The sequence below is a fragment of the Sphingomonas sp. BL-S-28 genome, assembly GCF_055521515.1.
This window is the reverse complement of sequence record NZ_CM145484.1, coordinates 144,680-157,669: the sequence shown is the minus strand read 5'-3', so window position 1 is coordinate 157,669 and position 12,990 is coordinate 144,680. Positions and strand designations below refer to the sequence as shown.

At 64.4% G+C, this 12,990-nt stretch carries 14 protein-coding genes; 3 read left to right on the top strand and 11 right to left on the bottom strand.

Features of this window, described 5'->3' with window-relative positions; all coding sequences use genetic code 11:
- Positions 1-46 precede the first annotated feature (46 nt).
- Positions 47-1,309, bottom strand: a complete 1,263-nt coding sequence (locus ACZ1JC_RS09520; protein ID WP_465137088.1) for a gallate dioxygenase — start codon at positions 1,307-1,309, stop codon at positions 47-49.
- A 136-nt stretch (positions 1,310-1,445) separates the two neighbouring features.
- Between ACZ1JC_RS09520 and ACZ1JC_RS09515 the strand changes: the two genes are divergently transcribed.
- The gene (locus ACZ1JC_RS09515) at positions 1,446-2,387 is read left to right on the top strand and encodes a helix-turn-helix domain-containing protein (protein WP_465137089.1); all 942 of its coding nucleotides are present in this window, start codon (positions 1,446-1,448) and stop codon (positions 2,385-2,387) included.
- Positions 2,388-2,602: 215 nt separating this feature from the next.
- Here the strand turns inward: ACZ1JC_RS09515 and ACZ1JC_RS09510 are convergent, their stop codons facing one another.
- Genes ACZ1JC_RS09510 through ACZ1JC_RS09500 form a run of 3 tightly spaced genes read right to left on the bottom strand, consistent with a single transcriptional unit; the run spans position 2,603 to position 4,969 of the window.
- Complete coding sequence (locus tag ACZ1JC_RS09510; protein ID WP_465137090.1) at positions 2,603-3,721, bottom strand: NADH:flavin oxidoreductase/NADH oxidase; 1,119 nt, start codon at positions 3,719-3,721, stop codon at positions 2,603-2,605.
- 48 nt (positions 3,722-3,769) lie between these two features.
- A complete protein-coding gene (locus ACZ1JC_RS09505; protein ID WP_465137091.1) occupies positions 3,770-4,447 on the bottom strand; it encodes a type 1 glutamine amidotransferase domain-containing protein in 678 nt (225 codons plus the stop codon).
- A 12-nt stretch (positions 4,448-4,459) separates the two neighbouring features.
- Entirely contained in the window at positions 4,460-4,969 is a 510-nt protein-coding gene (locus ACZ1JC_RS09500) for an SRPBCC family protein (RefSeq protein WP_465137092.1), read from the bottom strand.
- Positions 4,970-5,064: 95 nt separating this feature from the next.
- Here ACZ1JC_RS09500 and ACZ1JC_RS09495 point away from each other — a divergent pair, with 95 nt between their 5' ends.
- Entirely contained in the window at positions 5,065-5,961 is an 897-nt protein-coding gene (locus ACZ1JC_RS09495; RefSeq protein ID WP_465137093.1) for a LysR family transcriptional regulator, read from the top strand.
- A gap of 87 nt (positions 5,962-6,048) precedes the next feature.
- Here the strand turns inward: ACZ1JC_RS09495 and ACZ1JC_RS09490 are convergent, their stop codons facing one another.
- From ACZ1JC_RS09490 to ACZ1JC_RS09480, 3 genes are all read right to left on the bottom strand, one after another.
- Positions 6,049-8,475: a PQQ-dependent dehydrogenase, methanol/ethanol family gene (locus ACZ1JC_RS09490; protein ID WP_465137094.1), complete on the bottom strand. Its 2,427-nt coding sequence runs from the start codon at positions 8,473-8,475 to the stop codon at positions 6,049-6,051.
- A 234-nt stretch (positions 8,476-8,709) separates the two neighbouring features.
- Complete coding sequence (locus tag ACZ1JC_RS09485; RefSeq protein ID WP_465137095.1) at positions 8,710-8,937, bottom strand: DUF2171 domain-containing protein; 228 nt, start codon at positions 8,935-8,937, stop codon at positions 8,710-8,712.
- 148 nt (positions 8,938-9,085) lie between these two features.
- On the bottom strand, positions 9,086-9,328 hold the full coding sequence (locus ACZ1JC_RS09480; RefSeq protein WP_465137096.1) for a DUF2171 domain-containing protein: 243 nt from the start codon (positions 9,326-9,328) through the stop codon (positions 9,086-9,088).
- A 317-nt stretch (positions 9,329-9,645) separates the two neighbouring features.
- On the opposite strand from ACZ1JC_RS09480, the gene ACZ1JC_RS09475 reads away from it, so the two are divergent.
- A complete protein-coding gene (locus ACZ1JC_RS09475) occupies positions 9,646-10,698 on the top strand; it encodes a ribonucleotide-diphosphate reductase subunit beta (protein WP_395330319.1) in 1,053 nt (350 codons plus the stop codon).
- Positions 10,699-10,772: 74 nt separating this feature from the next.
- Here ACZ1JC_RS09475 and ACZ1JC_RS09470 read toward each other — a convergent pair whose 3' ends face one another.
- From ACZ1JC_RS09470 to ACZ1JC_RS09455, 4 genes are all read right to left on the bottom strand, one after another.
- A complete protein-coding gene (locus tag ACZ1JC_RS09470; protein ID WP_465137097.1) occupies positions 10,773-11,342 on the bottom strand; it encodes a thermonuclease family protein in 570 nt (189 codons plus the stop codon).
- 27 nt (positions 11,343-11,369) lie between these two features.
- The gene (locus ACZ1JC_RS09465; RefSeq protein ID WP_465137098.1) at positions 11,370-11,726 is read right to left on the bottom strand and encodes a PilZ domain-containing protein; all 357 of its coding nucleotides are present in this window, start codon (positions 11,724-11,726) and stop codon (positions 11,370-11,372) included.
- A 155-nt stretch (positions 11,727-11,881) separates the two neighbouring features.
- A complete protein-coding gene (locus ACZ1JC_RS09460) occupies positions 11,882-12,472 on the bottom strand; it encodes a hypothetical protein (RefSeq protein WP_465137099.1) in 591 nt (196 codons plus the stop codon).
- A 40-nt stretch (positions 12,473-12,512) separates the two neighbouring features.
- Positions 12,513-12,875 (bottom strand): DUF4870 family protein, encoded by a 363-nt coding sequence (locus ACZ1JC_RS09455; protein ID WP_465137100.1) that lies wholly within the window; start codon positions 12,873-12,875, stop codon positions 12,513-12,515.
- Positions 12,876-12,990 lie beyond the last annotated feature (115 nt).

Genomic DNA, 12,990 nt, shown 5'->3' with positions numbered 1-12,990 from the left:
GCGCGGGAATTATTGGCGACGCGGGGGGGCGGCGCAGGGCCCGATCTCAGGCCGGCTGCGCCGCCACCGAGTAAGTGACCTGCTGGTTGCGGGTCTTCATGAAGTCCTCAAGCGTCTCTCCGCGCATTGAGGCATAAATGTGCAAATTGGATACCCCTGTCACGGCCGCCAGCTTCTCCAGAACGAAGAAGATTGCGCCGTAATGGATCAGCCCGCGCCAGTCGCGGCGGCGGACAAGATCCTGTTCCTGCTCGCTAAGTTCTGCGGCGGCGAAGGCCGCATCCTCGTCCGCCAGGAAGGCGGCGCGCGCTTCGGGCTCCACCAGCGTGTGGAGGAAGCGATTCAGGCGATAACCTTTGGCGCTGCGGTCCAGCGTATAGGGATACGTGCCCGCGAATCGCTCCGCGCCGGCCAGTTGCTCTTCCATGCGGGCGCGATGGGCGGTCAGAAAGCCCTCGTCCGGCGCCGGAGATTCGTTCTCGTAGACGGCCGTGGCAATGCCGGTCATCGAGGGGAGGTAGTAGCTGCGGTGCAGGCAGCGCACGCGGGCAGAGAGCGCGCCGCGCATGATCAGCCACATGATGACCTCGGCGCCTTCCATCCCGCCAAGCTCCGCATACTGGGCGTGAGTCATGCGGCAGAGCGCTTCGGGATCGCTTTCCAGCAGGTCCATGAAGCGGGCGTCCCATTCGGGATTGTTGAACCCGCAGCGCTCGCCGTGAACCTGATGCGAAAGCCCGCCGGTAGCGACGAGCGCGACTTTCAGGTCTTCGGGATAGCTCTCGATGGCGGTGCGCAGCGCTTGCCCCAGCTTGAAGCAGCGGCGTGCGGTAGGGATCGGGAACTGCAGCACGCCGACCTGAAGCGGCACGATCTGCACCGGCCACTGGCCATCCTCGTGCGGCAGCAGCACCGAAAGCGGCGAGAAACAGCCGTGGTCCAGCCCGCGATCGCGGAAAGTGCCGATATCGAACTCGTCTGTCATCAGGCTCTGCACGATGTGGCGAGAAAGGCCGGCGTGGCCGCCGATGGCCGGTACATGACGCGCACCGCCGCCTTCGTCCGCCACTTCGTAGCGGTCGTCCACGCCAAGCGTGAAGGGGGCGTAGTGGTCGAAGAAGAAGGAGGTGATGTGGTCGTTGTAGACGATCAGCAGCACGTCCGGCTGCTTGTCCTCCAGCCACGCGCGCACCGGTTCGTAAGCATCGAAGATCGGCTTCCACGCCGGATCGTCCTGCTTCTTCGCGTCGAGCGCGAAGCCGATGGTGGGCGTGTGTGAACTGGCGATAGCGCCAATGATCCGGGCCATGAGCGGGCCGTCCTTCCTTCGAGCATCCATTCCATTGCGGGTCGGTTCCGGGTGCCCCAAGGGCACGGCGTTCCTGCCGCTTGTGCCCCAATCCACTTTAAACTAACTCGGGTCCATGTCGGAAATTGAAAATCGTTTGGACTTTTCGCCAAATGAACCTGCGCCGGACGAAACCGCTGTCGGCAGCGTCAGCGCCGCCGCGGTCCCGCGCTATGTGCTCTATGGAGAGACCGGCGCGCGGGCGGACTGGTTCGTCAATGTGGAGCGGCTGGACGAGCGCTGCCGGGAACGCGGCTGGGAGATCAAGCCGCATACCCATCCGCACTTCCTCCAGATCGGCGTCTGTACCGAGGCGGGGGGAGAGATCACGCTGGAAGGGCAGGTCCACCGTTTCCGCCCCGGCAGCGTCATGGTGGTGCCGCCCTACCGCATCCACGGCTTCCGCTATGAGCCGAACGCCAATGGCTGGATGCTGACGGTGGAGAAGGGCTACCTCGAAGACCTACTGGTGCGCGCGCCGGTGCTGAAAGGCCTGCTAGATGCGCCGCGCCTGTTCGATCTGCCCGAACCCGTGCTCAGCCGCATCGGCGGAGAGTTCGTGCAGCTTCGTGAGGAAATGGCCGAACAGCGCCACGGCCGCGCCATCGCTGCGGAAATCCACTTGCAGGCGATTCTGCTGCAATTGCTGCGCCACTGCCCGGAATCGAGCACCGCCTCACCCGCTGCCGGTTCGCGCTACGACATCGTCGAGCGGTTCAAGGCGCTGGTGGAGGCGCGCTATCGCCAGCAGCCGCTGCTGCCGGACATGGCCTCGGCACTGGGTGTCAGCGTTTCGCAGCTGCGACTGGCCTGTAATCAGGTGACCGGCCTTTCCCCCAATGCCCTGATTCACGAGCGCACCGTGGCCGAGGCCAAGCGCTGCCTGGCCTATACGGGCATGACGATCTCGGACCTGTCGGACTGGCTGGGCTTCAGCGATGTCGCCTATTTCTCGCGCTTCTTCACGCGCAAAGTGGGCGAGACGCCCAGCGGATTTCGCCGGGCGCAGCGGTTCGGATCGGTGGTGGTCGAGGGGTAAGGTAGCAACCCTAAGCTCGATTGCAGCCCCAAGTTCAGCATCACCCAACCCCGTCATCCCCGCGAAGGCGGGGATCCCGCTTATTCTTTGCGCGCGAGGCAACAAGGAAGCGGGGCCCCCGCCTGCCCTCCGGGCAGTTCATCCTGAGCGTCCGGCTTGCAGGCCGGCCGAAGGGCGCGGGGGCGACGATTGTTAGGTCGCGCGGGCTGGTGGCCTCAGTCGATCACCGCGCCATTCTGCGGCCCGGGATAGCGCGAGAGCCAATAGGCATATTGCTCCGGCAGCAGCGAGGAGGCCTTGGGCACGCCCAGTTCGCGCGCGGTGCGGAACGGATAGTGCGGATCGGCCAGCACACCGCGCCCGACCATCACCAGATCCATCTGCGCCTCCGCGATGGCCCGTTCGGCATCGGCGGGAATATCCATGCCCCATGCAGTGGCGACGGGAAGGCCGGTCTCGTTCCGCACGCGCTGAGCGATCGGCGCCATGAAGGCGGGCGCCCATGGCACATTGGCCTCGATCGTCGAAAAGCCCATCGAGACGTTGAGGAAGTCCAGCCCTTCCGCGCGCATGCGGTTCACCAGCGCGATGGACTCGACCAGCGTTTCCTCGTCCCGACCGTCGAATTCCAACACGCCGAAGCGGGCGGTAAGCGGCAGGTTTTCCGGCCACACTGCGCGCACGGCCTGAAGCGTTTCGATCAGGAAGCGGCCCCGGTTCTCGGCATTGCCGCCGTACTGGTCGGTGCGGGTATTGGCGTGGACCGAGAAGAAGCTCTGCGCAAGGTAGCCGTGGGCGAAGTGCAGTTCCAGCCACTGGAACCCGGCATCGAGCGCGCGCTTGGCAGCGGCAACGAAGTCCGCCTTGACGCGGGCGATGTCGTCCAGCGTCATTTCCTTCGGCACTTTGGGCAGGCCGCCGCCGAAGGCGATGGCGGAAGGCGAGATGGTGGGCCAGCCGCCGGGGGCATCGTCGGGGATATGGTCGTCGCCTTCCCACGGCTTGTTGGCGCTGGCCTTGCGGCCGGCATGGCCGATCTGGATGCCGGGCACCGCGCCCGCCTTGCGGATTTCGGCGGCGATAGCGGCCATGCCGGGCACTTGCGCGTCATTCCAGAGCCCGGTGCAGCCCGGCGTGATACGGCCTTCGGGCGAAACGCCGGTCGCCTCGACGATGACAAGGCCGGCACCGCCGCGCGCCATGCCGGTGTAGTGGGCAAGGTGCCAGTCGGTCGTCAGGCCGTCGACGGCGGAATACTGGCACATGGGCGGCACCGCTATGCGGTTGCGCAGGGTGACGTCCTTGAGCGTGAAGGGAGTGAAAAGCGCGGACATGCGTCCTCCGGTTGGGGGGAGAGAGAAAACGAAAGTGAGTAGGCGGGCTCAGCCGATGGCTTCGAGCACCAGTTGCGCCACCCGCTTCGAAGACGCCGGGTTCTGCCCGGTGACGAGATTGCCGTCGCGCACCGCATGGGGCTGGAAATCCGGCCCGCGTTCGTAAAGCGCGCCCAACTCGCGGATGCGGGTTTCCAGCAGGAACGGCACGGCGTGGGTGAGCCCGGCAGCCTCTTCCTCGCTGTTGGTGAAAGCGCTGACCTTGCGACCGGCGACCAGCGGTTTGCCCTCGGTATCCTTGGCGTTCACGAGGCCGGCCGGGCCGTGGCAGACGGCGGAGACGACCTTGCCCTCGGCAAAGGCGGTGGTCAGCAGATCGGCGAGCGCGGTGCTTTCGGGCAAGTCCCACATGGTGCCGTGGCCGCCGGGCAGGAACACTGCATCGTAAGGTTCGGCAGTCAGGTCCGCGACCTTCAGCGAGTGCTTCAGCTTCTCCACTGCCGGGGCATCGGCGAGGAAACGCGCGACGCTTTCCGGACGGTCCGCCTCGGCCATCGAGCCGGGATCGACCGGCACTTCGCCGCCCGCCGTTGAGGCCAGGTCCACGTCGGCCCCGGCATCGATGAAGGCGTAGTAGGGCGTGGTCAGTTCCTCGATCCAGACGCCGGTGGAGCGGCCGGTCTCGCCGATCTGCGCGTGCGAGGTGAGAACGATCAGGATTTTCATGCCGTTTTCTCCTTAAGCCTTGGCTGCAAATGCGGCGGCGACAAGACCGTCCAGCCAGTCCTGATGGCCGTTGATCATCGGGTTGGGCTTGGTCTTGGCCAGTTCCCTGGCGGGTTCGCCCTTCTGGCTTTCCTGCGTGAGAATGCGCACGCGCCCGGCCGAAAGGTCTTCGATCAGCCAGGCGTGATGGACGTCGAGGCGGGTATCGCCTTCGCCTGACCAGCCATGCCACGCGATCCGCGCGGGCTGGCCTTCCACCGGCGGCACGCATTCGACCACTTGCGATTCGACCGGGAAGCCGAAGGTCTTGAAGAAGAAACGATCACCCTGTTCGAGGACCGGGCCCGCGCCATCGTGAAACGCCACGTCGGAACTGTTGGCGTAATAGCCGGACCAGCGCAGCGGTTCGGCCAGCAAGGGCCAGACATCGGCCGTGGTCAGGCCTGCCACGATCACTTCGTTGGAACAGAAATTGTCGGTGAAGCCGGGCACATAGCCGGCCGGCCAGAGAATGTCGCTCACATGGGTCTCCTGCGCTTCGGGGGGAAAGCTTGACCGGGGAACAGATAAGCGGGCATTTGATATAAGAGAAATCAGGAAGTGGTATTTCCATCATCATGCAGGGTGATATCAGGGGGCTGGACCTCAATCTCCTCAAGGCGCTGGATGCGCTGCTGGAAACCCGCTCGGTCACGCGCGCCGCAGAGCGACTCGGGCTGACCCAGCCGGCGGTCAGCGGGATGCTGACACGCCTGCGCGAAGCCTTTCACGATCCGCTGTTCGTTCGAGCGCAGCGCGGCGTGCTGCCCACCCCGCGCGCCGAAGCGTTGGCGGGGCCGCTGAAGGCGGCGCTGCGCGAGATCGAGGTGCTGCTCCAGCCAGAGGCCTTCGATCCGGCCAGCGCCGAAATGACGATCAGCATTGCCGCCACCGACTATGCCCAGCGGGTGGTGATCCTGCCATTCCTCACCGCGCTGCGGCGAATCGCACCGGGCATCCGCGTTTCGATCCGCCCGGTGGACATGGCCACGCTGGCGCGGGACATGGAGCACAGCCAGCTCGATTTCGCGCTCATCACCCCGGAAATGGCGCCCGAGCATCTGCGCGCGCGGCGACTGTTCGAGGAACGCTACGTCTGCGTGATGCGGCAGGGCCATCCGGCAACGCGGCGGCCGCTCGATCTCGACGCCTTCTGCGCGTTGGACCATGCGCTGATGTCGCATGACGGCACCCAGTTCCATGGGGCCACCGACCGCGCGCTCGATGCCATGGGGCGCAGCCGCCGCGTGGTGCTTTCGGCGCCGAACTTCAGCTTCGTGCTCGATCTGATCCGCGCCTCTGACACTTGCGCGGTGCTGCCCGAACGGCTGGTGCGCGGGCTGGAGGGGCTGTGCCTGCGCGATCCGCCGCTGGAGGTGCCGGGCTTCACCAAGCTGCTCACCTGGCATGAGCGGACCCAGCACGATCCCGCCATGGTCTGGCTGCGCGAACGGCTGGCGGAACGAACGGCCTGAACAGGCGATAACACGTGTGGCCCGTGTTGGAAAAAGGGCGCCGGCAACACTGCGCTGCCGGCGCCCTTTTTCATTCCGCCAATGCGGTCAGGGGCGCGCGCCGGTCAGCGGGAAGGTGCCGAAGGGGCCGTTGGAATTCTCCCCGGTCATCCGGCCGTCCTTCACGGTCACGTCGTAGCTGACCGTGATCGGCATCGGCATCGATGCCTTGCCCTCGAACTTCGCGCGGCCGTCCTTGACCCCGCCGGCGACGTTGACGGTGCCCTGCTCGGCGCTGACTTTGCCGGTCACCACGTTGCCGTTCACCGTCAGGTCCATCACCGCCTTCTGCGGGCCGACCGGCGTCTGGATCACGATCGCCCACTTGCCCACGAAGTCCTGCGGCTTGGCGGTGCTGGCGGCGGCCGCCTTGGCCTTGTCCAGCAGCGCCTGCTTTTCGGCCGGGGCGGCCTGCGCGCGGGCACGCAGGTAGAAGCGGATGGTCTCCAGATCGTTGTCGGAGATATCCGGGAAGGGCGGCATGCCGTTCATCTTCAGGCCACCGTCCTTGACGATCTGCCTGAACGTCGTGGGATCGGTAATGAGCGGCGAATAGCGCAAGTCCGGCGCGGCGCCGCCGCCCACCGCATTCCAGCCGTGGCAGACGATGCAGGCCTTCATCCCGAACAGCATGGCGCCGGCCTGTGCCTTGGCCAGATCGGGCTTGAAGGTGGGATCCTGCGGCGGTGTCGGCTCCACATAGGCATAGGGCGGGATCGTGTCCTTGCCATCCAGCGCGAAGGTCAGCACGCGGCGCGGCAGGCGATAGTCGGTGCGATAGGCGGCATTGCCGATCGACTGCATGCCCGCGCCCTGGCCGCCCGCGCCGGTGATGACGGTGACGTACTGCTTGCCGTTCATGCGATAGGTGATCGGCGCGCCGACGATCGGGCTTTCGGTCTTGAACGACCAGAGTTCCTTGCCGGTCTTGGCATCGCGGGCGACGAATTTGCCGTCCACCTGCCCTTCGAACACCAGCCCGCCGCCGCTGGCCATCACGCCGCCGGGCCAGGTGCCGGGCAGTTCGACTTCCCAGGCCAGCGTCTGCGTGGCCGGGTTCCAGGCGCGCAGGAAGCTCTTGTGGCCGCCGGGCAGCTCCACTTCGGGGATCAGCGTCACGCCCATGCCCTTGCTGATCTCACCGCCGCCGGCACCGCCGTCACCGATCAGCGCGCCCATCTCCAGCACCGGGATGTAGACCAGCCCGGTCTGCGGACTGTAAGCCTGCGGCATCCACGAATGCGCGCCGGTCGGCCCGGGCCACATCTCGAACATGCCGGGCTTTCCGGCGTAGCGGATGCCGGGGTTCTCCACCGGGCGGCCGGTCTTCTTGTCGATATGATCGGCCCAGCTGACCTTGGCGATCTTGTCCGCCGAGATGAATTCGCCGGTCGCCCGGTCGATCACGTAGAAGAATCCGTTCTTCGGCGCCTGCATCAGCACCTTGCGGTCCTTGCCGTCGATCTTCAGCGTCGCCAGCGACATGTCGGTGGTGGCGGTGCAATCCCACTGCTCGCCGGGGCAGACCTGATAGTGCCACTTGTATTCGCCGGTGTTCGCATCGACCGCGACGATCGAGGCGAGGAACAGGTTGTCGCCGCCGCCGGGGCTGCGCAGGTTCTGGTTGTAGGGGAAGCCGTTGCCGACGCCGAGGTAGATCAGGTTCAGTTCGGGATCGTAGCTGAACGCGTTCCAGGCCGTGCCGCCGCCGCCGCGCCGGGTGCCGTCGGGGTTCTTCCACCCGCTGGGCCATGTCTTGCGCATGACCGCTTCGGCCTTCTGGTTGCCGGGCGAAACCTCGTCCCCCGGCGTGGTGAAGAAGCGCCAGGCCTGCTTGCCGGTCTTCTCATCATAAGCGGTGACGAAACCGCGCGCCGGGCTGATGTCCGCGCCGCCGAAGCCGACGATCACCTTGCCGCCGAACACGCGCGGCGCGCCGTTCGAATTGCGCGGCGCCTGATCGGGATAGTCGTAAGTCTTCCAGACTTCCTTGCCGGTCTTGGCGTCGAGCGAGATCACATAGCCATCAGTGGTGACGAGGAAGACGTGGCCCGCATCATAGGCGATGCCCTTGTTGCCCCAGCTCATCTGCAGGGCCGACTTCGCCCGTTCGCGCGTGCCGCCGTCGTATTCCCAAAGCTGCTTGCCGGTCACCGCATCAAGCGCGCGGATGTGCGAATGGCCGCTGGTGAGGAAGACCTTGCCCTCCGCCATCAGGGGCGTGCTGGCGGTATAGCCCGGCTCCAGATCGTAGTGCCATGCCAGCTTCAGGTTGCCGACGGTGTCGGTATTGATCTCGTCCAGCGGGGAATAGTGCGTTTCGCCGGGGGTGCGGCCCCAACTGGGCCATTCGTCGGGATCGGCGATCATCCCCTGTTCGATGGGCTGCGCGGGCTTGTTGCAGGCGGTCAGCGCCACCGGCGCAAGCATTGCCAGCGCCAGTCTGAGCACAGTGGTAACGGGACGTGCGTTCACGGCGTCTTCCCCCGGGATTATCTTGTCTTTTCGGGTGAAGGGCTATCAGCCGGAGAAGGGCTTGGGAAGACTTGCTATATTGTGTGTATCATATCTTTGGGCGGTTCATCGCCCCCGCGAAAGGGCAAGGAACACGAAAGGGCAGGGAACGAGAAAGACGCTGAACACGAAAGGCCCCGGCCTTCCCTGTGCGAAAGACCGGGGCCCTAGGGCTGTTTCGGTGCCCAAAGGGGATTAATGGGTACCGGCGCCCATGGGGATGGGGGTGCCTTCCTTCAGGTAGACGCGATTGTCTTCGATGCGATCGACATTGTCGAAGGCGATGAAGTGGTGCGCGCCGTCCGAACTGTCGGATCGGGTGAGCTTGATCTGGTCGTCCTTCACTTCATCGATAGTGCCGACATGCTGGCCGGCGGCGTCGGCGACTTCCATATGCTCACGGATTCGCAGCTTCTCAAACATGAGAATTCTCCCGTTTTTGGCTTGGTATGCCTAATAAACGGGGGGCGGACGCCATCGTTCCGGCATTCGTCCTGCCGGAGAAACGCTTCATGGGGAGGGCGTGAGCCGGTACTGCAAAATTCGCGTCTCGCGGATTTTCAAACCGGCTTCAGGGCGTGGCGCCCAGTCCGAAAGTGGCGTCTCCGCGCGGGGACAGCAGGATACGGTCGCCATCGATTCCGTCGATCTCGCTCACGGCGATGAAAGGATGGCCGGCCTCTGCCAGCAGAACTTCCTGCCCATCCACGCGGTCCACCACGCCCAGTACGGTTCCTTCCGGGCCGATCACCGTCATCCCCTTGCGAATGAAGCCGGATTCGGTGGGCCAGACGGTCTCGTTATCGTCAGTCATGACAGGTCTCCGCAAAGGCGAAAGGGAGGGGTTGAACCCCCGCAATCTGGCGCGATCCGGCGAGTCGCGCAATTCCCTCTGGTCTACCAGTGCTAGCGTCCCCATATTGGCGGAGGCGCTAGATATGCTGTTTTACCTGTGCAAACTTTCAGGGGTGCGGCTCCACTTATGGTGGAATTTGAGTATCGTGGCCCTCGTAGGTTCCCGGGTTCGCCCCGGGGCCGGAAATTTCAAGCGCCGCGAATGCCCGGAACGCCGCCGAATGCGGCTGCCAGCAGTCTCGGCGCGTCTGCACGAATCGCCATCGGAGTCCGCCCATGTCCCTTCTCGAAGCCCGCAAGACCTATAAGCCCTTCGAATACCCCTGGGCTTACGACTACTGGAAGATCCAGCAGCAGGTCCACTGGCTGCCCGAAGAAGTGCCGCTGGGCGAGGACTGCCGCGACTGGGTTCAGAACATCTCGGAGCATGAGCGCAACCTGCTGACGCAGATCTTCCGCTTCTTCACGCAGGCCGACGTGGAAGTGCAGGACTGCTATCACGAGAAGTACGCCCGCGTCTTCAAGCCCACCGAGATCAAGATGATGCTCACCGCCTTCTCCAACATGGAGACGGTGCACATCGCCGCCTATTCGCACCTGCTCGACACCATCGGCATGCCCGAGAGCGAATATGGTGCCTTCCTCGAATATGCCGAGTTGAAGGACAAGCACGACTACCTGCAGAAGTTCGGCGTCGACAACGACGAGGACATTGCCCGCACCCTGGCCATGTTCGGCGGCTTCACCGAAGGCGTGCAGCTGTTCGCCAGCTTCGCGATGCTGATGAACTTCCCGCGCTTCAACAAGATGAAGGGCATGGGCCAGATCGTCTCGTGGTCGGTCCGTGACGAATCGCTGCACTGCGAAGGCATCATCAAGCTGTTCCACACGTTCGTGCAGGAACGCGGCTGCCTGACCAAGGCGGTGAAGGACGACATTGCCGACCAGTGCCAGACGACGATCCGCCTGGAAGACAACTTCATCGATCTGGCCTTCGAACTCGGCCCGGTTCCGGGCATGACGCCGAAGGACATCAAGAAGTACATCCGCTACATCGCCGACTGGCGTCTGGGCCAGCTGGGCCTGAAGCCGATCTACCTGATCGACGAACACCCGCTGCCCTGGCTGCAGCCGCTGCTGAACGGTGTGGAGCACGCCAACTTCTTCGAAACGCGCGCCACCGAGTACTCGAAGGGCGCCACCCGCGGCGACTGGAACACCGTCTGGACGAATTTCGATTCGCGCCGGAAGGCCAAGGCCAACGATTCGGAGCCGCTGGTGGACCTGTCGGAGCCCGACATGTTCGGCAGCACGCAGGCCGCCGAATAAGCGCCTGCGATCCGCGCCTTATACGGCAAAGCGAAAACCCCGCATGTTCTGAGACATGCGGGGTTTTTCGTCTTTCAGCACCAGTTGCGGCGAAAGCCCTGCCAGCGTTCGGCCAGACCTTCGGCCACCAGCACCTCGCCCAGGCTCTGCCCGCCGCGCGTGATCACGCGCAGTTCGCGGCCATAGCGATCGGTATCCCGCCCGTCGGTCCAGGGCTCCAGCGAGAAGCGCCCTTCGTTCAGCAATTCGGTCATCCGCGCCGTGGCGCGATGGCCCAGTTTGGCTTCGGCCGGGCATTCGGGCTCGCTGGTTTCGGGCGTGTTGATGTCGGCGATGCGGATCTTCTTCCCTTCATACCAGATGGTGTCGCCATCGACGACGCAGGTGCGGCGGGTGCGACCGCTGCAATGCGCGAAGTGCCCGGCCTCATGGTCGTCTGCCGAAGCGGTCAGTCTGGCGGAGGGTTGGGGCTGGGGGGCGGTCGCGGGCCAGAAGTACACCGCTGCAAAGGTCGCCAACGGGGCGATTACCCAGATAGGCCAGAGACGGGAAGAGCGGCGCTTGGGGCGGCGGCGCGCAAAGCCGCGCTGCGCATCACGCGCGCCGGCAATCGGAATGACGTTCGATCGGCGAGAAAAAAGCATGAAACTCTGGGGATTTGGAAGGCCGGATCAGGTTCCGTATTCGCGCAGTTCCGGCTCGTCAAATTCACCGCGGCAGGTGCGCACAAGCAAATCCAGCTCGGCGCGGTGCAGCGCGCGGACCAGTTTCATGCCCAGTGTGCCGCCGCCCGTCCACCGCACCCGTGCTTCGATCGGCACGGCACCGTCCACCTTGATGGTCACCAGATCGTCGATCGAGAGGGTGGGGACATTGTTCTGCCCGGCGTCGGACAGGCAGCCGATCCGGCAACCTTCCTGAGACAGTTCGACCAGCAGGCCGCTGCCGATGCGGCGGCCTTCGCAATGGATACTGGCTTTTCTGCTTACGGCATAGCGCTGGTGGGCGCTGTATCTCAGTATCCTCACAGACGGCGCCCCCCGGTCGTTCCGTTCCTGATAGTCACGCCTTTCCGGCCTCTTTCGATATCGGCCAGCGTTTCGATCAGGAGCGAGCGTGCTCTCTCATGATTACCAATTGGTTATCTTATAGGCGATTGTACGCCAACTAGGTTTAAAAACGGTCAGCCCAGGATTTCGTAGATTCGCCCGATCCAGCTGAGCAGATAGGCAAGGAATGCCAAGGGCAGCACGATGTGGAAACGGCGGTTCGCGGTCCACGCGGCAATGGCGAATAGCGCGCCGCAGACGATCAGCCGGATGGGATATTCGGGCCCCAGCGCCTTCAGGTAAGCGGGGCCCTTGATCCAGGTGTCCACCCAGTCCGCCGCGCAGATGGCGACCAGCAGGCCGAAGAACCACGCGCGGCGGGAAAGGAAGTAATCCTCGTACCCCGCATAGTCGTCCATCCACTCAGGGAACAGCAGGCTTGCCAGCAGATAGTGCAGGAAGGCGTAGCCCAGCACGAAGGCGAACAGTTCGAATCGCCAACTGGTGATGTGCGCCAGCCCGAATTCCCACCACCAGAAATGGATGGTCATCACCAGCACCACCGCCACCCACGCCAGATGCGCGGGATAGAGCCGCCGCCGCCGTGGATGCTGGACGATGCCGGATATGCCCGAAAGCAGGCGGGTAAGTGCAAGGCCGAGGACAAGCCCGACCAGCACGCGAACGTGCAGGAAAACCTCACCCGTCGGCGCTACCTGGCCCATGCTCACCCTCCTTGCGAAGGTCGCGGAATCGGTGGGAGGGTCAGATCGTCCAGCTAGCCGGGTTGGGCATGGGCTGGTGCTTCTGCGCATTGAGCAGGCTCATCACGCAGCGCACGATCACCAGCACGCCCACCGCCGCCAGCACCAGCAGGCCGATCACCACGATCAGCAGCAGGCCGCCGATGATCGATCCGATCAGGCCGATCCAGAAAGTGTTGATCAGGTATTGGTAGTGGGAGGCTTCCCAATCCGCCTTCGCTTCGCCGCGCCAGACATAGGCAAGCACGATGCCGACGATGGCCGTGACCCCCGTCACGCACGAGGCGAGATAGAGCAGGCAGATGATCGTCGGGTGATTGAATTCGAAACTGGAACCGGTGCTGCTGCGATCGAGGTCGTCCATGGGGTCCTCCCTGATGGCCGGGCCCACGATGCTGCCTTCATTGGCGGCTGCGTGCAAGTATTGTTTCAAAAAGGGAAAAACGGTCATTCCACGAATACTTCCGGGCCACGAAAAC